This is a genomic window from Pirellulales bacterium, assembly GCA_033762255.1.
GTDB lineage: Bacteria > Planctomycetota > Planctomycetia > Pirellulales > JALHPA01 > JANRLT01.
Window position 1 is genome coordinate 64,665 of sequence record JANRLT010000070.1, and the last position, 24,373, is coordinate 89,037.

Consider the following 24,373-nt stretch of genomic DNA (forward strand, 5'->3'; position numbering starts at 1 on the left):
GAGCTAAATGCAATTCGCTGGGGGGGCTGGCGGGAATTTGAAAGGAAATAAAGTTCCGAGTGGCGGGCCGCACTTGTTCATGTTAAGTTGAAAGCACGTTTGCTCCTAGGGCCGGGGCAATACCGTCAAAATTCTTTTTTGGGGGAAGCGGGGATCAGTCATGCGGTTTCAACGGAAAAATTTGCCGTTAGCGTCTTTTGGTCCGTTGTTGGTGGTCGCAATTTCCGTATTTGCGTCGTGTTATGGCACCGCGATCATGGCGCAGCAGCAGCAGCCTCCCAAGACGGAAACCATGGAGACCGAGATCACCATTCAGGGGATCAAGGGGAACATCTGCCAAGCCATGATTGGCGAAAAGCCCTGGCTGTTGCAAATCGACCCGAAATTAACGGTGGAAGTGATCGGCACGGCGGAAGTGGACTTTTTGCCCTTGGTGCAGGCCCCCCTAATGCTGCGGTTCAAGGCGGAAGTTCATAAGAAAAAAATGGAAGCGACCGAGCCGGTCAGCGCGTTTGAAGTGATCAATATCTCGGAGCGGGATAAACCGGGCATCATTGACGATTCTCCCCCCAGCCTCGATGAACCCAAAAAAGGCCCTCCGCCCCAGACCGTGCCGGTGATTGTGCAAGGACCAGTGACTGGGCTTAAAAATGGGATCTTGCAAGTCGGCAAAGTCAAAATCAAAGTCGATCCCGCCGCCGTGATCGAACTTAATCTGACAGATCCGCGGGCGTTAGCGCTGCTCCCGCCCGCGACCCCCTTGACCTGCAAAATCGAATATTACCCCGGCATGGATGGTCGGGGAATTCTTAAGGATGTCAAAGTTAAACTAGCCGAACCGCTGGCCGCTCCTAAAAAGCCGATGCCCAAGAAACCAGCTTCTGCTAAAGATAAAGCCAAGAATAAAGGGAAGGATCCGGAACCCACCGCTGAGGAAAAACCTGACTCCGACAAAAAACCGGCTAATGAGGAAAAAACCGCCGAGACCGAAAAACCAGGGGATGAACCTACGGAAGAAAAAGAATAATGCGGGTCGGCGCAAAGGAAATATTGTGGCGACCAAGTAGTGTGGCGCTAGTGAAGCGCAGGTCGGCCACCCCAGGGTGCTGAACATTCCACTCTGGCATCTAATTCCCCGGAGAGCGTACTTAAGCCGCGGTTGACAGAATTCGCGGCACACAGATCACTAGCACCGCCGCCAGGATCAGCCCAAACGCCAGCCAGTCTCCGGGATGCACTTTTTCCCGCAGGTAAAGCCAGTTAAACAGCAAAAACGCAAGAATTGAGATAACCTCTTGCATGATCTTGAGCTGCGGAGAGCTGATCCCCCCGGCATGTCCCAGGCGGTTGGCTGGAACCTGAAAACAATATTCCGGCAAGGCGATCAGCCAGCTAGCCAAAATTGTTAGCCATAATGCGGAATGACTGAACCGCAAGTGGCCATACCAGGCGAGCGTCATAAACAGATTGGAACAAAATAATAAAGCCGCAGTCTGGAAATAAACGTATGGCATGGGCATGTTTCTTTTGATGTCGAGCACAAGAGTCAGATCCGAATTCAGCAAATCCGCCGTATGAACGAGGTCGAGTCCGCACTCTCAGAAGAGCGCTACGGGCGGGCAAAAAATCGCGCTAACGGTTCCGCCGACCCCGGCTTCCATAAAAGGACTTCCCCCGTGGAGGTGGTGCCCACGATCCAATCCCGCGCGGCAAAGTGCTGGAGGGTTAATAGATCACCGCTGGCTCCCTGGTATCGCTGGACTTGCCGTCGGCTGGCCCAATTTAGCTCATATATTTCACCGTCGATAGCCAGTAGCAGGTTTTCCCCCACCAGCGCGCTGCCGCGAACTTCTCCCTTGGGAATGGTAAACGGATTTCCCCGCTGGGAGCGATTTCGTTCCGCTTCGTCCGGGATCTTTTCCGCGTCTTTTTGGGATTTGGGTGAAAACAACTCTCCTGTATTACCGACCCATTCATGGATTTTTCCCTCGGCGGCGGTCCACGCATATCCAGCTAGGGGAGAGAAATCGCTCCGTCCCCGCGGATGTTCGACATCGGTAAACGTGCTTTCGATGTTGCCATTGCCAGCGTCCAGAAGACGGCTGGTTTTGTCGCGACTGGCGGTCAGCAGATACTTTCCATCGGCGGACCACGCTAAACAAGTCACCCAATCCGCGTGGGGCGACGTTTGCCAGACTTCCTCAAATTGAATTTCGGCTGGTGGATGCTTCTCGGGTGGGGCGGGAGTCTCTGGCTGGGTTGCTGGGGATGGGAAGGCTTTCATGGTGTTGATTTGCCGCCAAACCCGAACCGTCCGATCGGCTCCCGCCGCGGCCAGTTGGGTCCCATCGGGCGACCAAGAGACGGCGGTAAAGACCTCTCCCCCTTGGGCAAGTTCTGCGATTAAAGACTCGTGCTCCAGGTCATAAACTTGGACCACTCCCAACTCCGCGGGAATCCCACCCGCCAGCGCGATCAAATTGCCACGGGGGGAAATGGCCAAGGCTAAAATTCGTTCGGGTAATGGGCCAATACGCCGCAGCAGTTTTCCAGCGGGCAGGCTCCACAAGGTCAATTCACGGTAACCCGCCGTCAACAACCGCGCCGCGGAGTCGGGATTGGAGGCGGAATTTGCCACGGGGATAATTGCCGCCGCACTGATCGGCCAGGCACCTGGGTAGCGCGCGGGTGCCGGGGGGAGCGGCGCGCGGATGGCCACTTCGCGCAGGTGAAGAGTGGGATTGGCATGGTCGTAAGCGGCTCCGGCCACGATCCAGTTTTTTAGCGTTTGAATTTCCTCTGCGGAAAGCGCTGGACGCTCGAGCGGCATCCGCTGGGCGGGGTCGGCATGGGTGATCAAGCGCAACCATTCACTATCGGACAATTTTCCCGGAGTAAACGGAGCGGCCGTGCTAGCGCCGGGTGTGGTCAGTTTTTCCCAGGTATGCAGTTGGTAATCTCCCGCCGGATTTTTCAGACCGTGACAGGCGACGCAGTGTTTTAAGAGGATCGGCGCGATGTCACGGACAAAGCTGGGGGGAGGAGTACTTTCAGCCGCAGTCGCCGAGTTCACAGTCGCCGAGGACGCAGTTGCCGAGGACGCAGTCGGTGAGGCTTCTTGACAAAAGGAGTCGAGCGGCATTGCCAAAAGCAAGCAGACCCAAACCAGCGTTCGCTGGACCGCATTTGATATACAGCTTTGTGTCATATTAGCTTTCCTCCCTATCGTGGTGATCAATACACCTGCTGGATTTTACCCGATAAACACCTGCGGCTGCTTGGCGGGGTCGGGTTCGGCCTTGCGAATCAGTTCGCTGACCATCCAGGGGATGTTTCCTTCGCCAAAGAGCAAAAAGCTAAAACTGGCGGCCATGGGGCTTTCGTTGGACCAGCCAAAGTGAATTTCAGGAGGGGTGCCATTGCGCGAAAGCTCTAATGAAATAATGGCAATCACGTGGGCGATCGACACGCACCGCTGCACGCCAATGACAAACCGCCCCTCTTCCTCGCGAATGGTCATCAGCGGCTTCATTTCAAATTCGCTGGGGTCCCCGAGTTCGGCCTCGATAAACACCACCGGCACCTCCGGCCCCAGGCGGTGACGTTGGCGGATATTGGCGTCCTTTTGGATCAAATCGCGGTTGCCAGGACGATGCGGCACCAGGACGGGAAACTCCAAAAATTTCAGGCTTTCCCATAAAAAACGGGACTGGTCGTCGGCAAATTCAAAACCCTGAAACCGGAGTTCGGTGCTGCGCTGTAACCGCGACCAAAACGAAGCGACCAATATCGACAAGATAAAGCAACTGGCGATAATCATGCCGGTCGGTCGTTCATACACATTCGCGGCGGTCGTATAAAAAAACACGCCCGTAATCAGGGCGTACGCCCAGGGCCAAGCCAGGATACCTTGGTGGCGATGTTCCCGCCATTTGTCAATCAGTGTCGCCAGGCATGCGCTGGACATGAGCACCAGCACGCCCGTGGCATAGGCCGCCCCCTGGGCCGTGACATCGGCGTTAAAGACCCAGGTGACGAATAAATTGATAACGGTAAATAAAATCACCAGCGGCCGCGTGGCCCGCGCCCACTCCGGCGCCATGCCATAGCGGGGGAGGTACTTGGGCATCAGGTTGAGCAAACCGGCCATGGCGCTGGCGCCGGCAAAGGCCAAGATGGCGATGGTGCTAATGTCATAAATCGTGCCAAAAATCTCCCCAAAGATCGGCACATGCAGGCGTTGCAGGTTTTTCCCTTCGCCATGGGCCAGAAAGGCCAGCGTCCGTTCGACCGCCAAGCCACGGTAGCCCTTGGATTGGATTTTGTCCTTGTCGCCGGGCAAGTGATCCAGTTCGGCGGGACTCATCCGCGCGACTTCTTCCACGCTAAAGCGGTGCAAGAAAATTGGATTGACCAGTGTGGCGGTAACAATTGACGACCCGATCAGCATGACCGACATGATAAGCGCCGCCACCAATAACAACTTGCGGGTGTTGCGTATTCTTCCCGCGGGATGATGCGGGTCGTCTCCCGGATCCCCCTGGACCAGGGGCATGACCGCGACGCCGGTTTCAAAACCGCTTAGACCCAGGGCCAATTTGGGGAAAATAAGCAGGGAAATCCCCAAAATGGTCCACCAGCCGGTCCCCGACAGGGGAATATGGTCTGGATTAATTTCCCAGTGTCCGGATTGAACCGAATTGAACCAGTCGAAAAAGTACTGCGGATGAAAGATCAAATAACCGATCCCCGCGCCGATAATGATGGCGTTCAATGCCAAAAAGACCACGGTAATCGCCACGGCGACGCCGATGACTTCTTGAAATCCGCGCAGAAACATGGCCCCCAGCATGGTTAAGAGCGCCAGCGTAAACACCATCCGTTCGCGGTCGATGCCCATTGTAGCCAGCCAGGGGGGGGCATGGTTGACGCGGAATTCTTCCCAATAATGGTTTTCCACCAGATGGACTGCCGCATCCGCCGCGGAGAGCGTTTTTGTAATGATAAAATCCGTCGCGGCAAAGCCCAACAGCACCAGGACCAGGGTTTTTCCCACCCAGCCATGCAGCAGTTTTTCCAGCATGGCGATGGAGCCCTGGCCCAGGGGGGACTTGGATGCCACATGGCTATACACGGGGAGCGCGCCAAAGAGAGTCAAAAGGACCAGGACGCCGGTTGCTAGCGGCGCCAATAGTCCCGCGGCTTCAAACGCCAGGTAGGGCTGATAGCCTAGGGTGCTAAAGTAATCGACCCCGGTCAGGCACATCACCGCTAACCAGGGGCTTTGGTGGTGTTCGGCATGGCCCGGGTCGGTGGCCAAACTGGGAATGGGGGCCGTGGCGCCTTTCGTGGAAGGAAGCAAATTAGCGGCAGCGGTCATAGGAGCGGACATAAAATCGACCAAGGGGCTTGTACCGCGAAGAGCGGGCTTTCTTCAGGGCGCGTACTCTTTGCCCGGCACGGGGGAAGAACATCCCTCGGTAAATACCAGTCTAGCCGCGCGACTAATGCGAAAGCGAGCGTAATGCGGTTCTCTATAATAGAAACAGCAGAAACCTTGACGGATCTACGAGGTTAGCTGACGGGCGAGGGATCAAGGTCTCCCTTCCACAAGGATTAGCCCCACAATTGGGTTCCCCGCTGCCGCGTGGTTAGGGGCGTCTTTACAGAAGTGCGCCACCAAGCATGCCGCGACATTCGATCATCATCTGGACCTCATTGTAAGTTCCGCCACCCTAGAATCAAGAGAGCATTAACTTGGGCAATAAAACTTGTGAAAATTCCAAGTCATGACAAACTAGCGGAAATAAGCGAACTTTTACGCCTGTTAACCGCGATGAGTCAAATTTTTTCTAGGTATAGAGAGGGTGATTGAACCCCAGGGCAGAAATACTCATAAAAACTAGTAACGCCGCAGTTTGGTTTACGCTGGGTTGGGTGGGGTGACCCGCGGGGAGGGCTTGGTCCGCCGACGGGACCACCAGAAATGCCCTCCGATGGCGATCAGCCTCGGATGCGGGCCTTGAATTGACGCTCTACTTGCGGCGTTTTACAATGCGCAAACACTTTCCTTAACTAGACTTGGACCAAGGTGGCACCATGCAAAAATATTTCTTGTGGGCGGGCTTGTGGCTGGCCGCGACCAGTTTGACAACAATTTTTACTGCGGAATGCGGCTTTGCGGCCGAGACGATCAAGATTGTCAGCAGCCTTCCCCGCACCGGCAGCGCCAAGGACCAGACGGATTCGATTGTAAATGGGATCAAACTAGCCCTGGCCGAGGCCAACTACCAGGCGGGGGGGTTTACCTTGAAGTATGAGGACCTGGACGACGCCACCGCCGCCGCGGGCCAATGGACCGCCGAGCGGGAAGGGGCCAACGCCAAATCGGCCGCCGCCGATCAGGATGTGATGGTCTACATTGGGCCGTATAACAGTAACGCGGCAAAAATTTCGATGCCGATCCTCAACCGCGCTCCCCTGCTGATGATTAGTCCCGCGAATACCGCGATCGGACTCACCAAAAAGAACGAATTTGACCGCCAAGAACCGGGCATTTACCGCCCCACCGGCAAAATCAACTACACCCGCGTGGTCGCCACTGATGACTTGCAAGGTCCCTTAGGCGCGCTCTGGGCGAAAAGCCTGGGGGTGAAAAAAGTCTACGTCCTGGATGACAAGGAAATGTACGGCAAGGGTATCGCCACGCTCTTTGCGGACAAGTGCGACGAATTGGATATCGAAGTGCTCGGCCATGACAGCATCACCGTGACCAATGTCGAATTCAAGGCCCTGATGAATAAGATCAAAAAGGCCAATCCCGACTTGGTGTACTTTGGCGGGACGACGCAATCGCAGGGGGGCCAAATCGCCAAGGATATGGTGGCCGTGGGGTTAAAATGCAAACTGATGGTTCCGGACGGTTGCTGCGAGCAAGCGTTTATCGACGCTGCCGGCGCGGATAATCTGCATAATCGCTGCTATGTCACCTTTCCCGGCTTGCCCGAGGATCAATTGACAGAAGTTGGCCAGCAGTTTTATAAGAAGTACGAAGAAACCTATAACATCAAACCGCAACCGTATGCCATTTATGGGTATGAGGCGGGCCGGGTCGCGGTGGCGGCCATCAACAAAGCCAAACAGAAAGATCGCCAGGCGATCATTGACGCCGCCTTGAGCCTGCGGGATTTTCAGGGAGCCTTGGGCAAGTGGTCATTTGACGCCAATGGCGACACGACGCTGCGGCGGATGACCGGATTTGTCGTGCAAGATGGTAAATTTGCCGCCCCCCGTGTGTTGGATGAAATGAATGAGGAATAGTAGTCCTCTCACTCCGTGAGAGGAAACAGCGAATAGAATTTTGACAACCACCTTGTAACTCACATGTCCCATAATACTTATTGTTCATCACACGGAGTGTGATGAGTACACAGTAGTCCTCTCACTCCGTGAGCGGAAACAGCGAATAGAATTAATAACGTGTCGTTGTTCCCCCAACCACTTTTTAATTCCCAAACCCCAGCATCACACGGAGTGTGATGAGCACACTTTTTCAGCGCGAATTACCCCCCCCTCCCTTGATTGTCCAATCGCTATGTTACCAATGCTCTGGGGGGACGCCACGCTTTCCAATTTTTATAATCTGACTCTCACCGGGCTTACCCTGGGGAGTTTGATCGCGCTGATCGCCCTGGGCTACACGATGGTCTATGGCATTATTGGGCTGATTAATTTTGCCCACGGCGACGTCTTTATGCTGGGGGCGGTTCTGTGCTGGTGGCTCTTGGAACAGGCCCAAGTCAAGATGGAAGAACTGACCCTGGGGGGGGCGATATTGTATGTGTTGGGATTGCTGGTCGTGACCATGCTTGCCTGCGCCGCGCTCAATACCGCGATCAACCGCGTCGTCTATCGGCCATTACGCAAAGCCCCCAAACTGGCGGCCCTGGTCTCGGCCATCGGGGTCTCGTTCATCTTGCAAAATCTTGGCCAACTCTGGGCGGGGGCCAGTCCGCAAAATGTCACGCCGATTGTCCAGCGCAATGCCAATATCTTTGGCGAGGATGCTAGCCTTTATCTCAGCCGCTCCGACCTGCTGGTGATGGTTTGCGTGGTCCCGCTGATGCTGGGTCTGTTTTTATTGGTGCGATACACAAAAATTGGCAAGGCAATGCGGGCCGTGCAGCAAAATCCGGTGGCGGCGGAACTGATGGGCATCCCGGTGGAGCGGGTCATTTCGGTCACGTTTGGCATGGGAGGGGCCTTGGCCGGGGCCGCCAGCGTGTTTTATGCCTTTAGTATTGGCTCCGTCAAGTTTCAAATGGGGTACCAGAACGGGTTGTATGCCTTTACAGCGGCGGTATTGGGGGGAATCGGCAGCATCCCCGGGGCCGTGCTGGGGGGACTGCTCATTGGACTGGTAAAAACCTATGCCAGCGGCTACGGCAGCGAACAATGGTCCAACGCGATCATTTTCGGCATTTTAATTCTAATCTTGGTTTTTAGACCAGCGGGCTTGTTGGGCCGCAACACGAGGGAAAAAGTATGAAACCCCTCCGCCACTGGCTCCCCTGGACCTTGGGCGTTTTTGCCCTCCTGCCCATACCCATTTCCGCGCTTTCATGGGATGTGTTTGGCGATACCCTGAGTCTGCTGTTTGTGTATGCCATTTTAGCGCTCGCGCTGAATGTCGTCGTGGGTTACGCGGGAAATTTGCACCTGGGGATCGCGGCATTTTTTGCCATCGGGGTGTACGTGACGGCGATTCTGTGCGCGCAGTCGTATCCATTTCAAATTGGCGTGTTTCCCAGCTTGCTGGCGGCTTTGTGCGCGGCGGGACTGGTGGGGCTTATGGTGGGAGCGCCCACCCTGCGCCTCCGGGGGGATTATCTGGCGCTGGTCACGCTGGGCTTTGGCGAAGTCATCAAAGACACCCTTATGAACTGGTCGGCGATTACCAATGGCTCGCAGGGAATCTCCGGCGTGGTAACGCCCCAGTTTCCCGCTTGGCTGGCGGATTGGATTACCCAACGCGGTGGCAACCCCGACTGGGCCACCAACTACCTGTGGTTTTATTATTTTTTACTGGCCTGCCTGGCCCTGGTGCTGTGGCTTTTGGGAAATCTCGAATCCTCCCGCCTGGGCCGCGCCTGGGTCGCCCTGCGCGAGGACGAACTCGCCGCACAGTGCATGGGTCTTAACGTGACCCGCCTAAAATTGGCGGCTTTTGCCATTGCTTCGGCGTTGGCGGGCTTTGCCGGGGGGCTGTACGTTATGAAAATTCAAAACACGGCCAATCCCGAGTCCTATGGCTTTAACCTGTCGATTGAAATCCTTATGTGCGTCATACTCGGGGGATTGGGGAGCCGCCGAGGCGTGCTCTTGGGCGTGCTGCTGGTCAAGGGTTTTGATTTAATTCTCTTGCCAGCGCTGTCGCAACAAATTGCGGCCAATTCCGAATGGTTAAAGCCGGACAATTATAAATTGATGATTTACGGCATGGCCCTAGTACTGATGATGCAGTTTCGCCCAGCGGGAATTTTCCCGGAGGAACGGATCGCCCATGAACTGCAGGATCCGCCCCCGGCGGCAGCCTAACAGCCTCCTTGGCGCGGGGTTGGACAATATCTCTGGTGTGACACGATGAATCCGCTATTAGAAATCAACAACTTGACGATGAAATTCGGCGGCTTGACCGCCGTGCAGGATTTTACCTGGCAAGTTCCTGCGGGAGAAATCCGTTCGCTCATCGGTCCCAACGGCGCGGGAAAGACCACCGCCTTTAACGCGATTACCGGCATCTATGAACCGACCGCCGGACAGATTCGCTTTGCCGGGCGGACGTTGGAACTATCCCGCACGGCCTGGGTCTGGTTATGGGCCGGATTTGTCGGGCTGGTCACGGCGGTGGCGGCATTTTTGCTGATGGCGGGTCCCAATGAATTATGGCGTACGGCGGTTTACAAAATCTTTCAAGAGCAGCAAGGCTTGATAGAAGATGCAAAGGAAGCCGCAGCCGCTCCCTCTCCGATGATGGATGATGCCGCGCCAGGCAATGCCGTGCCTCCCGCTCAGATACCCCTTTTGCCCTGGAGTAAAGTCCGCGCGGCAATATACGACCATTTATGGGGGACGGGATTGCGAATCGACAAGCGTTCTTCCAAGAATTTTCGGATTGTCAACCAGGAAGACGAACAACTAGGCCGGGCCAGAACCTCCGAGGATGCCGCGGAGCTCTTGGCGACGTTGAATCAGATCATGGCCAGTGGCGTGGCCGACGGTTTGGACAAGCTCCGCGAAGACTCGCGGTTTCGGTCAATTGTGGAGGACGACACAAAATTACGTGAACAAGCGGCCAAAAACCGCCAGCGGGCCTGGTGGTTGTGGGGAGGGACCGCCACGGGTTTTGTATTGGGATTTTTAGGAGCTTTCACCGTCTGGAATAATAGCCGTCGCACACCGGACATCATTGGGAGCCGCGGGTTGGCCCGCACCTTTCAAAATATCCGCCTGTTTCGCGAAATGACCGTGCTAGAAAATGTGCTGGTCGGCGGCGACCGGCATATTGGCGGGACGCTGGCGGGAATGTTTTTGCACACACCCGGCCAGCAACGACAGGAACGCGCCGCCGCCGCCACGGCACGGGAAATATTGGAATTTGTCGGCTTAGGCCACCGCGCGAATCGACTGGCGGGTTCGCTCCCTTATGGGGACCAGCGACGGCTGGAAATCGCCCGGGCCCTGGCAACCAAACCGCAATTACTGCTGTTGGACGAACCCGGCGCTGGAATGAACCCCAGCGAGACGGCTGATTTGATAGAGCTGATCCGCCGCATTCGTCAACGCGGGGTGACAGTGCTACTGATCGAGCATCACATGAATGTGGTCATGGGTATTAGCGACCAGATCGCCGTACTCGATTATGGGCAAAAGATCGCCGCCGGGACCCCGGCCGAAATCCGCGCCAACCCCCGCGTGATCGAGGCGTACTTAGGGAAGGAAGAAGCGGGATAGTTAATTACAAATTACAAATTACAAATTACGAATTAAATACGGCCTTTCCCCTCATTCCTGACCCCTAATCACTGTCCCCTGACCCCTCGCCCCTATCCCCTGCCCCCTAACTCATGCCATTGCTCTCGCTCACGAACGTCTCCGCTGGCTACGGCCCGATTCGAGCCTTGGCGGGGATTTCGTTGACGGTCGAGCCGGGCGAAATTGTTACGATCATTGGCGCGAATGGCGCGGGAAAAAGCAGCACTTTGCGCTGTATCTCGGGCATTATCCGCCCCACCGCGGGGACGATCCATTTTCAAGGCCAACCCATACATGCCCAACCGGCCAATCAGATCGTCCGGTTGGGTCTCTGCCAGTCACCGGAGGGACGGCAGATTTTTCCCCGCTTAACCGTTCGCGAAAATCTAGAGATGGGGGCATTTACCCGCGCGGATGCCCGCAATGTACAGGCTGACCTGACAAAAATGTATCAGCTATTTCCCATTTTGCGGGAACGCGCGACGCAACTGGGAGGCACGCTTTCCGGCGGTGAACAACAAATGCTAGCAATCGCGCGGGCTTTGATGGGCCGCCCGCAATTATTGCTCTTAGACGAGCCTTCGCTGGGTTTGGCCCCATTGATCGTGCACAAGATATTTGAGGTCATTCGCCAGTTAAATGCCGAAGGAATGGCCATTTTATTAGTGGAACAAAATGCGCGCCTGGCGCTGCGCATTGCCTCGCGTGGTTATGTGTTAGAGACCGGCCAAATTACCTTGTGCGGCCCCGCCAAAGAGCTGTTGCACGATGAGCGAATTCGAGAAGCGTATTTGGGGGGATAATTTTTTTGTGGGCCGTCCTGGAAAATAGTGTTACAATCCACCACGGCGGCGGATTGATCGGGCCTGTCTTTTTGCTTTTTATTTTCATTTTTCAATCGAGGGATTTGCGCATGTTAGACCTTTATAAGTTGACTCTTCGCTGTGGCAAAACCATGCTCACGTGTCTGGCACTGTCGCCCGCCAGCCTGGTTTGGAGTCAAACAGCCGCTGCTCCCGCCGCCCTCCCCGTGGGAACATCCCCCGCTCCCGCGGTAACCGCGCCCGCATCCCTTCCTTCCACCGCGGTTCCCGTGGCTGGCGTCAAAGAGGCCGCTCCCCACCCCTCGCAAGCCTTGGCGGATTATATCGCCCGGCCCGATGAAAGTTTTTCTTGGAAAATACGGCGCAAATTTGACCTGCCAAAGGGGCGCGGCGTCGAGTTGATTATGACCTCACAAACCTGGAAAGACATCCCCTGGAAGCACCAACTCTACCTGTATATTCCGCAAACCGCCAGCACCAAGAATCACGCGTTGTTCCTGGTTGATGGTGGCGCTTGGAAGGCGGAGTACGAAGCTCCCGCCGAAAATAATGATATTTCCGTGGGGGGCCGAACAGCCCACTTACTGGAAGCGGCCAACGTGATCAAAGCTCCGCTGGTCATCCTGCGCCAGGTTCCCCAACAACCCATTTTTGATGGCAAGGTTGAGGATGAGATAATCTCTTTGACTTTTGAAAAGTACATGAAAACCGGCCAGGCCGATTGGCCCCTGTTGCTCCCCATGGTCAAAAGCGTGGTTCGTGCCATGGACACCGTGCAAAAGGTCGCCCAAGAAGAATGGCAGCAAAACATCGACAAATTTGTGGTGACCGGCGCGTCCAAGCGCGGTTGGACCACCTGGTTGACGGGCGCGGTCGAGCCACGGGCTGTCGCGATCGCCCCCATGGTGATCGATATGCTGAACCTCTCTCCCCAAATGGAACAACAGTTGGCCTATTACGGCGAATACAGCGAGCAAATCAAGGATTACACCGAAAAAAGCCTCCCCAAAATGCTCAAAACGCCCCGTGGCAGGCAGTTGCAGCAAATCATTGACCCCTTTGCTTATAAAGAAAAAATCACCCAACCAAAACTGATTATCCTGGGTACCAACGACCGTTATTGGACCGTGGACGCGCTCAACCTTTATTATGACGAGCTAGCGGGTGAAACAAACATCTTGTACGTTCCTAACAATGGGCATGATATCCAAGATATGCCCCGTTTGATTGGAACCTTGGCCGCCTTTTATGAACAAGCCGCCGGCGGAGTCACCCTGCCCAAGCTGACGTGGAAATACAGCAATGGTGAACAAGGCCTGCAATTGCAGGTAGGCTCGGAACCATTGCCCCAAAAACTGACCCTGTGGACGGCAACCAATAAAACCCGCGATTTTCGCAATGCGCAGTTTACGCCCACCACCATCGACAACGTTTCGGGCTTGACCACGATCAAGCTACCCCCGCCCGATGCGGGTTATAGCGTGAACTATGTCGAGGCCACCTACGACCGCCAGCCATTTCCCTGCACGCTCTCGACCACGATGCGCGTCCAGGGACAAGAGTAGCCTCTGAAAATTGAGCGTTTAATGTCGCGGCCTAGCGAATTCGTTATTGCTTGAATGATAAGGCGCTAGTCCACGGTTATTGCTGCGGCAACCGTGGGCTAGGGCCCTGTGTCTAATGTGCGCAACCCGAGCCGTTCGCATTGACACGACACTAGTGAGCGTACGCGCTTTTGGCCGCCTGGACAAATTGTCGACACAACTCCGCGTCTTTGCGGCCCGGGGTACTCTCTACGCCGCTTGCGGTGTCCACGGCATCGGGATGAACGGTGGATATGGCTTGGGCCACGTTCCGCGGAGTCAACCCCCCCGCCAATATCAGTGGAATATTTAAGCTCTGTCGCCAACTGGACAGACTTTGCCAGTCGGCGGTTATTCCTGTCCCTCCATAAGCTTTAGGTGTGTAGGCATCGATCAGAATTCCGTCGAGTTTCACACCCAGTTGGACACATTCACCTAAAAACGTATCAATTGTCAAAGTGGGAGGTCCTAACAGCCTGAGTGCCTTGATCAATTTAGGGGGGGAGACTTGGCGGAATAACTTAGACAAGAGGATCTGAATTTGTAAAAGACGGGCTGGAGTTTCGTCCCCATGTATTTGCCAGTAATTTAATGGCAAATCGGACGCGGCTCTTAAGTCCTGGTCTTCGGAGTTGACAAATAACCCCACCGTATGCAGGGAAGCGGGGATATTATTTAGTAATTCCCTCGCCGAGTCAAAAGTGACATAGCGACGGCTATCGGGGTAAAAATTTAGCCCTATGGCATCAACTTGGCTATCAATAATACCCGGTAGATCCGTCAGTTCAGTAATGCCGCAAATTTTAGTGGTAAACATGATCTATTTGTATAATAAAGAGTTTCAAAAGCTATGAAGCGATGGAATTCAAGCGAAAAAAAGATGCAATTGATATTCAAAAATGCCCTCACTTTCGTTGCCCTGACGATATTTTAGATTATAACAAATAGGTAAGGACAAGGGGTGAGTTCATTGCTGCCGCTGATCCGGCGTTGGCCCTGGCCGACGCATCTTGCGCATATTCACGGGGAGTGTGCGTGATTAATGTTTCATTGGATGCGGTAATTTCTATTTTCTTTGAGGAGACAGCTCATGAAGAAGTTTGTGTTATCAGGGCTTTTTATTAGCGCATTGGCCACGCTGGCCCAGGCCAATCCGGTCGTCATTGTCGATACCACGCCGGGTACGGCGGTCAATGATGGCACGATCAACGGCGGCGAATATGTCGGCCTGAGCCGGGGGATCAACGCCGGTTTTGGCAATGTGATTGGCTCCCAGTCGGAATTGCATGTTGATTCCAGTTTGGCTGGTGATCTGAACTTTGGCCTGCGCCAAGGTGGCGGAAATCTCTTTAACCAAGGGGTCATCTACATTGACTCTATTCCCGGTGGGTTTACTAGCACCGCCTCGTTCACGGATGGCGCCGACCCCTTGCGTCGGGCAATCTCCGGATTCAACGGGTTTGGCGGTTCGGGGAATACGCTGTTGCTTTTTGCTCCCGGCTTTGAGGCGGATTACGCCATTGGGATCGAAAGCGGATTTGCCGGTCTGTGGCAATTGAGTGCCGGCTCCCATACCTTTTTGTCGGCGGTCAACCTGACCCCCACCGGCAATCCCAATGCGAGCGCTTTCGAAATCAACACCACTTTGGCGTCAATTGGCGTGCCCTTGGGTGGATCTTTTGATTACGTCATGACGTACCTCAATGCCAACGATGGTGGCGGTCCGTTCCGTTCGGACGAATTTCACGGCGTCAAGCAAGCCACGGTTCCGGGGGGCAACATCGGCCAGGCTGCGTTGACACTAGCCCAAGGGGACTACAACACCTTTGTGAGTATTCCCGAGCCTTCCACCTGGGTTCTGCTGGGGTTGGGGAGCCTGCTAGCGGGTTGGTCCCTCAAACGCCGTGTGTAAATCATGGGTTGGAAAGGGATACCTGTTGCCAATCACGTCCGCTAGGATTTTTCTCCGCTCAATATAACAAATAGTTTCGCGAAACCACCGCATCCCTTTGCGGTAAGCCGCAAACGATTCCTGCAATATCTATCTGCATTTTTGCGAATTTATTACGGCAGGAACTTGCAAACAAAAGCACTTGGGCAATAAACCCCCAAGTGCTTTTGTATTTTTATTGTAATGAGCGGGAATAAAAACATTATTCTAACATTCTTATTACAATAAATTGTTGGGGGACAGATTTTCGGCTATTTCGCACTCCCTTTGCTTATCTTGATGGGGGGACTGACGGAAGTAAAAGGCCGTGAAGAATCATTCAGGAAAAAAATAGCCTTTGCGTGCCTAGAGGGGGTGAGTGGATTTTAAACGCTATTTCTGGCGCTGAGTGATTTGGGGGGGACATCGGGACATGTGGGGGGCGTTTTCTTAGGATAGACAACCATGAAGGCTGCTTGCCGCGCGATTTGTCGTGCTTGGGTGATGGGGTTGGGTTTGCTGGTTGGTGGTTGGGGGACGAGTTTGTCGCTGGCGGCGGATGTCTCTGCCCCCGCGTTTTTTCAATGGTACGAGACCAGTTGGCGGACCATGGAACGTCGCACGGCGGATGTCTTTGCGGCGGGTTATGGCTCGATTTGGGTTCCTCCCGTGGGAAGGGCGGAAGGAGGCCAATCCGTCGGCTATGACGTTTATGACCGCTTTGACCTAGGAAGCACGGGCAGGCCAACGTTTTATGGAACCGAGAGCCAATTAAAGAAAACAATCAACACCTGGCATCAAGCGGGACTAAGCGCTTATGCCGATATGGTCTGGAACCACGCGGCTTTTAGCGATAATAGCACGCCGGGATTTTTTAACGCGGGGGGATATCCGGGACTAAACATCACCCTGCCCGGCGCCATTGATGGCGACTTTCATAGCGCGTTTGCCACCGGCGACCTGGAAGGACGTTTGTCGGGACTGGTGGATATCGACCAGGGGACCAACCATTTTATGATCCGCAATCCCGTGCCGGGATTTGCCAATAATATCCGCGCGGGCACTATTCCCGCCTTTGGCCGTTTGGCGAATGTGCCAAATGAGAATAACCGCCGCTTCTACCCCGACCAACAGCAGCAACCGATCATGTTGTTTGACCCGGTCACGGGAGAGACCAATATCGCGGTCTATCCATTTAATAATTCCAATCCCCTGGCTGGAGACCCGGTGGCCGAAAATGCCCTGGGCTACCTCATGCGCAATAATCAGTGGTTGGTGCAGCATGTGGGCTTTGACGGGTTTCGCATCGACGCGGCCAAGCATATGCCCCTGTGGGTTTACAACTATTATGACCGTGCCGTGTATCGGTCAAATCCGCGAACCAACCTGGATGGCAGCCCCCGCCACGTGTTCGGCTTTGTTGAGGCCTTTGATAGTAGCACCTCCGTGCTCAACAATTATGTGAAAAAAAACATTAATCCGAATGACACTGGCCGGATCGGCGGAAATCGAGATGCGCTGGATTTTTCGCTGTTTGACGCATTTCAGAAAAATTTGACCAGCAACGGTGTGGTAAATAACTGGAACAACGTGCGCAACGCGGCGCTGGACGTGACGGACGACGGCCTGCATAACGGTTCCCGCGGGGTGATGTTTGTCCAAAGCCATGACAGCTTTGGCCCGCATTTAAACAACGTCGCGCACGCCTACATCCTGATGCATCCGGGAAACGCTATTGTCTATATGAATGGCAAGGAATACGGCGACAATCGCGACTTTCCCAAGGCGGGCCGCGGCGACGCCCTGGGCGGAATCTATGGAGACACGATCACCACGCTGGTCGAATTGCGCAACACGCATGGGCGGGGAAATTATCTGGAACGCTATTTGGAGAAGGAAAATTTTGCCTATGAACGGGAAGGCTCGGCCTTGGTGCTTTTAAGTAACCGGACCGACAGCGGGTTTGATTCACGGACGATGGATGTCAATTTTCCCTGGGGGACGTATCTGGTTGAACTGACGGGGAATGCGGCCCTTAATCCCAATATTCCCCAGGTGGTCCGGGTGCGGGATGATTTTTTTGAGGGGCCCACCAAGGTGGATGTGCGTTTCTTGCGAAACGGCGGCACAGGAGACAAAGGTTATCTGATCTACGGCCTGCAAAATCCCAAATCCCAAAACGGCATTGAACTGACCAATGTGCATTCGGTGCTGGAGGGGGGCACTCCCCCGCCTAACGACTATCAAAACGGGATTACTCGTCTGGCGGATATTTCCGTGATCAAAGGAAATACGTTCAACGTCACGCTCCACACGCAGGCCGTAACCCTGCCTAATGGCGTGCGCGATCCCGACGCCGATGGCGACAATGCGCTTTTGCGTATTAACGACGGTTTTGACGCCAATGGCAACGGCCAAGTGGATTATCGCACGCCGGGACCGACAAGCTACGGCTTTGAAGAGTTCGCGACCGTGCGGACACCCGGATATGGCAGCCCCACGGGGAATGGCGTTTACACCCAGACCATCGACGCCACGCGACTGCCGGAAGGGTACAACTTTATCACCACCCGTGCGTACCGCCGCCGTACCGACGGCGGCCCGGCGGTATTTACGGATTTTCGCGAAACAATTTATATCGATCGTCTCTTGCCGGTGAGCGCGGTGGATAGTTTTCACCCGTTTGGTTCCGGCGTGGGCGACAACGACATTTGGATTCGCTCACTTGATAAAACCGCCGACAACGTCAAGGTGTTTCTCAATCTCCCCGCGAATCAAACCGACGCGCAGATCCTGGCCCTAGTGAACGCGGGTCAGGGAAATACCGACCGGCTGGACCAGGATATATTCAAGACGGGATTTTTTGGCATGACCAGCGGCAACAACGCCGTGACGGTTGTCACCTACGAGATCACCGGCACTTACAATATACAGCGGCTGACCGGCGTTCAGCCCGCCAACGCCCGCGGCGCAGGTTTGGCGGATTTGAACTTTGACGGGCAAGTGCTGGTCAATGACCTGTATGGCGCTGGGAGCTTTGAGCAGGTGCTGTATTCCCAAAACGCGCAGTTCAATCCCGCGGCGGACCTGAACGCCGACGGCCGGATCGATAATCGCGATTTGTATGAATTAGGGGAATACTTGGTGGAGCGGCGTTTCTCCCAGTCGGTGCTCAACGAGTATGACCGCCTGCTGCGCCGCCGGGGAAATATGAACGCCCCGTTCAATAATGTCGATAGCTTTGACATTGACGCCTTGCGGGATAATCTTGGCAGCACGGCCTGGGTGTATGATTTGGATGTGAACGGCACCGCCGGACCCGAGGATGTGGATCTATTGGTCCGCACCATCTTTCACACCGACTATGGCGATGCTAACCTGGACACCCTGATCAATCGTGAGGACTTGTCGCTGCTACGAGCCAATTGGCTACTATCGGGCCGTCATTGGGCCCAGGGGGACTTTAGCGGCGATGGACTGGTCAACCAAATCGACTTGGCTTTTGTCCAAACCAATTGGAATTCCCTGTATGAAAATTTCACCCAGGCCAGCACGGCCGTAGGGGGCTTTCCCATTCCCGAGCCGGGTTACTTTTATGCGGTGGGCTTGGCTGTGGGAGCTGGATTCTGGTTTAACCGCGGATGGCGGGTACGCTCACGTTCATTTCTGTAATACTGTATACTGCGAATAATATTTCTTGAGGGACGCGGATTGCGGCTAGCCGAAAGGCGCCGATCCCGACGGTAATTTCTCAATTGCGAGCGGCGATAAGCTTGCTTACACTGTAGCTTCCCTTTGTATTTCAATTGACACTTATTCCCCCGCAAAGCACAAAAGATGACCTCCACCACTGCCAGCGCGGTCGGACTAGCTCCCGTGTGGATGCGGGATTTAATCGCGGGTTTGGCTGTTAGCCTGGTGGCGTTGCCGCTATGTTTGGGGATTGCACAGGCTTCGGGCGCTCCGTTGTTATCCGGAGTCTGGGCGGGTGTGATCGGAGGCGTGGTGGTGGGATGGCTCAGTAAATCCCCGACCAGCGTGAGCGGCCCGGCGGTGAGCACGGCGGCGGTGGTGGCGGCACAGATCCCGCTTTTGCAATCATACCACACATTCTTATTGGCGGTGGTGATCGCCGGATTCATGCAAATGGGGCTGGGACTGTTGCGAAGCGGCTTTTTGTCCGATTTTTTCCCCGGGAGCGTGATCAAGGGGCTTATCGCCGCGATTGGCATCATCCTGATCTTAAAGCAAATCCCGCATCTCTTGGGGCATGACGCCGACCCCGAAGGGGATTTTGCCTTTTTGCAGGTTGATCATTCCAACACATTTTATGAGCTGGGGGAAATGTTTTGGGATATTCATCCCGGCGCGGCGGTGGTGGGTCTGGGTTCCATAGGCCTGTTATGGCTCTGGGATACACAACCAGGCCTCAAAAGCATGCTCATCCCCGGGCAATTGGTGGTGATCGTGTTGGGGGTGGGGGTAAGCCGCTTATTTCAACGCCTCGGCGATGATTGGACGATCATTGCCAATAACTTTGTGCAGTTGCCACTGGTGCCGCAATTGGCGGATTATGCCAAGTTTCTGGCCTGGCCGGATTTTAGCCAGTGGACAAATCTGGCCGTGTATGGTTCGGCTGCCACCATCGCGGCCGTGGCTTCGTTGGAGACCTTGCTCAACCTGGAAGCCGCCGACCGCCTGGATCCCCGCCAGCGTATTTCCCCCGCCAGCCGCGAACTCTTTGCCCAGGGGGCTGGAAACGTCCTGGCGGGTTTGGTGGGGGGGATTCCCATTACCTCGATGATCGTTCGCAGTTCGGTCAATGTTCAAGCCGGCGCGCTCTCTCGCTGGTCCACGATTTTTCATGGTTTGTGGCTGCTAGTGGGCGTTTTATTTTTTTCATTTTGGCTCAACATGATCCCGCTGGCCTGTTTGGCGGCTATTTTGTTTTATACCGGGATAAAGCTGTGCAGTCCGCGGTTGGTAGGACAAATGTGGCAAGCGGGTTTTTACCAGTTTGTGCCCTTTGTGGTGACCGTGGCGGCGATTGTTTTTACCGATTTGTTGATCGGGGTGTTGATCGGCCTGGCGGTCAGCCTGGGCTTTATCCTCAATAGCAATCTTCGCCGCCCGATTCGCCGCATCGTGGAAAAGCATTTGGGGGGGGAGGTGTTGCATTTGGAACTGGCGAATCAGGTCAGTTTTTTGAATCGCGCGGTGATCATCAAAAATCTCGAAGCGGTGCCCCGGGGGGGGCAAGTGTTGATCGACGCCTCTAACACCGATTACATTGATCCCGACATTCTTGATTTGCTACGTGATTTTACCGAAAAATCCGCTCCCGCCCGCAATATCAAAGTCAGCCTGCAAGGCTTTCAAGAGCGTTATTTCCTGCAAGATCGGCTGCAATACGTGGATTATTCCACCCGGGAACTGCAAAACCAGCTTACCCCCGCGCAAGTACTGCAAATTTTGCTAGAGGGAAACCAGCGTTTCCTCAGCGGCCAGCGTTTGACGCGCGACCTGAGAAGGCAAATCGGCGCGACCTCCGCCGGTCAGCATCCCTTGGCGGTGGTGCTCGGCTGTATTGATTCCCGCACTTCCACCGAATTGATCTTTGACCTGGGGCTGGGGGATATTTTTAGCGTGCGGATCGCGGGAAATATCCTCAGCAACGAAGTGTTGGGAAGCCTCGAATATGCCTGCGCCGTGGCAGGCGCAAAACTGATCTTGGTCATGGGGCATACCCGCTGTGGAGCGGTTACTTCCGCCGTGGAACTGGCGCATGCGGGCAAAACCGCCGCTCAAGCCACCCATTGCGATCACTTGGAATCAATTGTCAGTGTGATTCAGGAATCAGTGTCAAAGAGGTTGGACAAACGTTTTGAGCACTTGTCAAAGCCTGAAAAGGATGCCTATGTGGATGAGGTGATCCGGGGCAATGTGGCGCATGTCGTCACTTTGATTCAGTCCCAGAGCAAGATGTTGGGGGGGCTATTAGCGGCTGGAAAAATTGGGATCGTGGGAGCGGTGTACGACGTGGCCACGGGAAGAATTAGCATTCTTTCCCCAACCGCACAGACGGCCACGGAATCCGTGCCAAATCACTATCTATTACGAAATGTGTGATATGGGTTTGCTTTCCTAGATCGTCCCCATTTCCCCACTTGGCCAGTTTGGCCGCTAGCAGGTATATTAAGGAAAGTGGATTCCCAGTAAAGTCTGCCTGGTTTGCGCAAATTTCCCATGCCCCCAGATTCCCGTCGTGTGGTTATCACCGGTTTTGGTCTCGTTTCTCCTCTAGGCGATACGCCCGAGGATTTATGGATCGCATTATCCAGTGGAAAAAGTGGTGTTGGTCGGTTGGATAGTATTCCCGCCGGGGCCTTGCCGGTGAATATCGCGGCCGAGGCTAAATGTTTTACCGGCGATGCCGATAACTTTGGCCCCCTGGATAAGGAATTGAAAAAAACCATTCGCAAAGCACAAAAAGTGATGTGCCGCGAGATTCAAATGGGTATTGCCGCCGCGCAAAAAGCCCTCTTTCACGCCGAATTAATTCCCGGTCCGCGGTACAATCCCGATCGCACGGGGACGCTCTTTGGGTCGGATTATATGCTCTCCTCGCCGGATGAGTTTAGCGCGGGGATAGCCGCCTGCCACGGCGAAAATGGCGAAAATTTTGTCTATGGCAAATGGGCGACGGATGCCTTTCCCCAGTTGTATCCGCTGTGGCTGTTGAAGTATCTGCCTAATATGCCCGCCGCGCATGTGTCGATCTTTAACGACTTGCGGGGACCAAATAACTCATTAACACAGCGGGAAGCGTCGGCAAATTTGGCATTGGGAGAAGCGTTTCGGACGATCGCGCGGTGCCACGCGGATGTGATGGTGGCGGGGGCCACCGGCACGCGCGTGCAACCGATGAAGGCCATCCACGCCGTCCAGACCGAAGAGCTAGCCCAAGCTGATCAGCCTGAACGGGCGGCCCGGCCGTTCGACCGGGACCGGACCGGCATGGTGCTGGGTGAGGGGGCGGGGGTGGTGATCTTGGAGGAATTGTCCCATGCCCTGGCGCGGGGGGCAAAAATTTATGGCGAGTTGGCGGGTCATGCTTCGGCCACGGTGGCCAATCGTCGCGGCGTGGCCGACCGGGCGTTAGCGTTGACGCATGTCATACGACAGACTTTGGCCGATGCGCGAATATCCTCCGCCGAATTAGGCCACATTCATGCGCATGGCCTGGGGACGCGCGAATGCGACAAAGCCGAAGCCCGCGCGATTTTAACGGGTTGCGGAGCGGAGGTTGGGGGGCGGATTCCGGTGGTCGCCGCCAAAAGCAATTTTGGCAATCTTGGTGCGGGAAGCGGCGTGGTCGAGTTGATTGCCAGTTTGCTGGCACTAAGAGAAGGTCGTTTATTCCCCGTATTAAACTATGAAACACCCGACCCGGATTGCCCGCTGCGAGTGGTGCGCGATTCTGATACCCCCGCTGGAAGTTCGGTGCTCAATCTTAATGTGACCCCCCAGGGTCAAGCGGCGGGAATTTTAGTGCGGACCTACACGGGTTGATCGGTGGTGCGCGGTTTTACCACGGGTAACGGGGGTGGTGTTTTTGCCGCGGCGCGCGGTTATAGGGGTCTGCGGGATTAACCATGGGGGAATGGTTAACAGCGGGAAAATGCTTTTTCCTGGAGAATTCGCCGGAATTGTGCGGGTGATTTGCCCATGTTCCTTTTCCAAGCTAACTGTTGATAGCATGATCACGCGCGGCGGCAACTTTGCCATGCGCGTCCGTGCGCTTCTAACGGGAATGCGGCCATGGATCGTCTCGACGCCAAACGAGAGCAAATTGCCGAAGTGATGCGGGAACGTCTGGCCGCCGACCAAATGTCAAATTGGCGGGTCGCGGATTGCATGACCCCCGCCCCTTTATGTATTGAGTCGCATACCAGTGTGGCGGATATCGTTCGGCTCTATCATGCCAAGCAATTCCGTCATTTGCTGGTCACGGATATTTGGCGGGGATTGGTGGGGGTTGTCAGCGACCGGGATGTCCTGCGTTGCTTTGGGCCCGATGGTAAGCAGGATTTAAGCTACCTCAATTCCATCACCGCGGCCGAAATTATGAGCCGCGATATTGTGCTGATCGACGCCGAGTTGCCCATTACCCAGGCCCTGCGGCTATTGCTGTTGCACGGGATAAATTGTCTCCCCGTACAGCGGGAGGGACAACTGGTGGGTATCTTAACCGGCACCGACTTGCATATCATGCTTGAGGCGCTCTTGGTTGCCCATGAGTCCGGCATTGTCGCTCCACGATCCGCGTTGAACGCGGTTTGACCGGCGCCGGCGTTAGGGATGATTAGTTTCTCCGGGCAAATACCCTGCTGATGGATGGGGGTACATTACTGCCACGGGGAAAGATATATGCCAGGCCATCCCGAATTGCTAAACTATCCTGCGGGGGATGGAAAATACCGGATTTGACTCTTGCGCTGATTGGCACAATCGTGAAGCGGGCGGTGAAATTCATCCCCCTCTGGCCGTCCGTGGACGATAAATCCACTATCCCCCAAGTTACGCCGGGATGGGTATATTTACTCTTCTGGCGAAGCATCGTTGATGGTGGGGTGTGCGGGGAAAGGAATCCTCCGGGCATGGTTCTTTCCTCTTACACCCACACGGCTTATGCCAAAAGACACTTTTCGTGTCGTGACTCGCGGCGCTGACGGCAAATTGCGTATTCGGGATTATAGCCAGCCGGACAATCTGCAACGCACCCACACGCAGATCGGAATTGACGACTGTAGCACCGATCTGGGCTTACGGGGAATGCCGGTGTTTCGCGGGTTGATTGGCCCCATGCCGGAGGGCAAAAACATCATTCGTTACGAATCGCCCGAAGTCTTTGAATCGTTGACCAAGGAATGGAGCCAGGCCAAGGCGACCCGTCGGCGGCGAATGCACGCGCCGGAAAACCAAGCCAGCTTGGAATAAGC

At 55.0% G+C, this 24,373-nt stretch carries 17 protein-coding genes and 1 riboswitch; of the genes, 13 read left to right on the forward strand and 4 right to left on the reverse strand.

Annotation, left to right across the window (positions count from 1 at the left end; genetic code table 11):
- The first annotated feature begins 160 nt into the window (after positions 1 to 160).
- Positions 161 to 1,027, forward strand: coding sequence for a hypothetical protein (locus SFX18_19390; protein ID MDX1965319.1), 867 nt, complete (start codon positions 161 to 163; stop codon positions 1,025 to 1,027).
- A gap of 121 nt (positions 1,028 to 1,148) precedes the next feature.
- On the opposite strand, the gene SFX18_19395 is transcribed toward SFX18_19390, so the two are convergent.
- The 3 genes from SFX18_19395 to SFX18_19405 form a co-directional block, all read right to left on the reverse strand.
- Positions 1,149 to 1,520, reverse strand: coding sequence for a DMT family protein (locus SFX18_19395; protein MDX1965320.1), 372 nt, complete (start codon positions 1,518 to 1,520; stop codon positions 1,149 to 1,151).
- 89 nt (positions 1,521 to 1,609) lie between these two features.
- Positions 1,610 to 3,073: a c-type cytochrome domain-containing protein gene (locus tag SFX18_19400; GenBank protein MDX1965321.1), complete on the reverse strand. Its 1,464-nt coding sequence runs from the start codon at positions 3,071 to 3,073 to the stop codon at positions 1,610 to 1,612.
- Between the two features lie 180 nt (positions 3,074 to 3,253).
- The gene (locus SFX18_19405) at positions 3,254 to 5,380 is read right to left on the reverse strand and encodes a hypothetical protein (protein ID MDX1965322.1); all 2,127 of its coding nucleotides are present in this window, start codon (positions 5,378 to 5,380) and stop codon (positions 3,254 to 3,256) included.
- Between the two features lie 186 nt (positions 5,381 to 5,566).
- A riboswitch (cyclic di-AMP (ydaO/yuaA leader) is annotated at positions 5,567 to 5,655 on the reverse strand.
- Between the two features lie 444 nt (positions 5,656 to 6,099).
- Here SFX18_19405 and SFX18_19410 point away from each other — a divergent pair.
- The 6 genes from SFX18_19410 (at position 6,100) to SFX18_19435 (ending at position 13,423) form a co-directional block, all read left to right on the forward strand.
- Positions 6,100 to 7,320, forward strand: coding sequence for a branched-chain amino acid ABC transporter substrate-binding protein (locus SFX18_19410; protein MDX1965323.1), 1,221 nt, complete (start codon positions 6,100 to 6,102; stop codon positions 7,318 to 7,320).
- Between the two features lie 274 nt (positions 7,321 to 7,594).
- Complete coding sequence (locus SFX18_19415) at positions 7,595 to 8,548, forward strand: branched-chain amino acid ABC transporter permease (GenBank protein MDX1965324.1); 954 nt, start codon at positions 7,595 to 7,597, stop codon at positions 8,546 to 8,548.
- A complete protein-coding gene (locus SFX18_19420; protein ID MDX1965325.1) occupies positions 8,545 to 9,597 on the forward strand; it encodes a branched-chain amino acid ABC transporter permease in 1,053 nt (350 codons plus the stop codon). The genes SFX18_19415 and SFX18_19420 overlap by 4 nt, the downstream gene beginning before the upstream one ends.
- 45 nt (positions 9,598 to 9,642) lie before the next feature.
- Positions 9,643 to 11,013: an ABC transporter ATP-binding protein gene (locus SFX18_19425; protein ID MDX1965326.1), complete on the forward strand. Its 1,371-nt coding sequence runs from the start codon at positions 9,643 to 9,645 to the stop codon at positions 11,011 to 11,013.
- A gap of 113 nt (positions 11,014 to 11,126) precedes the next feature.
- Positions 11,127 to 11,837 carry an ABC transporter ATP-binding protein gene (locus tag SFX18_19430; GenBank protein MDX1965327.1) on the forward strand — a complete coding sequence of 237 codons (711 nt, stop codon included), beginning with the start codon at positions 11,127 to 11,129 and terminating at the stop codon, positions 11,835 to 11,837.
- 110 nt (positions 11,838 to 11,947) lie between these two features.
- Positions 11,948 to 13,423: a PhoPQ-activated protein PqaA family protein gene (locus SFX18_19435; protein MDX1965328.1), complete on the forward strand. Its 1,476-nt coding sequence runs from the start codon at positions 11,948 to 11,950 to the stop codon at positions 13,421 to 13,423.
- Between the two features lie 151 nt (positions 13,424 to 13,574).
- Here SFX18_19435 and SFX18_19440 read toward each other — a convergent pair whose 3' ends face one another.
- The gene (locus SFX18_19440) at positions 13,575 to 14,258 is read right to left on the reverse strand and encodes a phosphoribosylanthranilate isomerase (protein ID MDX1965329.1); all 684 of its coding nucleotides are present in this window, start codon (positions 14,256 to 14,258) and stop codon (positions 13,575 to 13,577) included.
- 273 nt (positions 14,259 to 14,531) lie between these two features.
- On the opposite strand from SFX18_19440, the gene SFX18_19445 reads away from it, so the two are divergent.
- The 6 genes from SFX18_19445 (at position 14,532) to SFX18_19470 (ending at position 24,371) form a co-directional block, all read left to right on the forward strand.
- Positions 14,532 to 15,353, forward strand: coding sequence for a PEP-CTERM sorting domain-containing protein (locus SFX18_19445; GenBank protein ID MDX1965330.1), 822 nt, complete (start codon positions 14,532 to 14,534; stop codon positions 15,351 to 15,353).
- 483 nt (positions 15,354 to 15,836) lie between these two features.
- Complete coding sequence (locus tag SFX18_19450; GenBank protein ID MDX1965331.1) at positions 15,837 to 19,043, forward strand: hypothetical protein; 3,207 nt, start codon at positions 15,837 to 15,839, stop codon at positions 19,041 to 19,043.
- Positions 19,044 to 19,208: 165 nt separating this feature from the next.
- On the forward strand, positions 19,209 to 21,500 hold the full coding sequence (locus SFX18_19455; GenBank protein MDX1965332.1) for a SulP family inorganic anion transporter: 2,292 nt from the start codon (positions 19,209 to 19,211) through the stop codon (positions 21,498 to 21,500).
- A gap of 117 nt (positions 21,501 to 21,617) precedes the next feature.
- Positions 21,618 to 22,943, forward strand: a complete 1,326-nt coding sequence (locus SFX18_19460) for a beta-ketoacyl-[acyl-carrier-protein] synthase family protein (protein ID MDX1965333.1) — start codon at positions 21,618 to 21,620, stop codon at positions 22,941 to 22,943.
- A 249-nt stretch (positions 22,944 to 23,192) separates the two neighbouring features.
- Positions 23,193 to 23,714, forward strand: coding sequence for a CBS domain-containing protein (locus SFX18_19465; protein MDX1965334.1), 522 nt, complete (start codon positions 23,193 to 23,195; stop codon positions 23,712 to 23,714).
- Positions 23,715 to 24,062: 348 nt separating this feature from the next.
- Positions 24,063 to 24,371, forward strand: a complete 309-nt coding sequence (locus SFX18_19470; protein ID MDX1965335.1) for a hypothetical protein — start codon at positions 24,063 to 24,065, stop codon at positions 24,369 to 24,371.
- Positions 24,372 to 24,373: the final 2 nt, after the last annotated feature.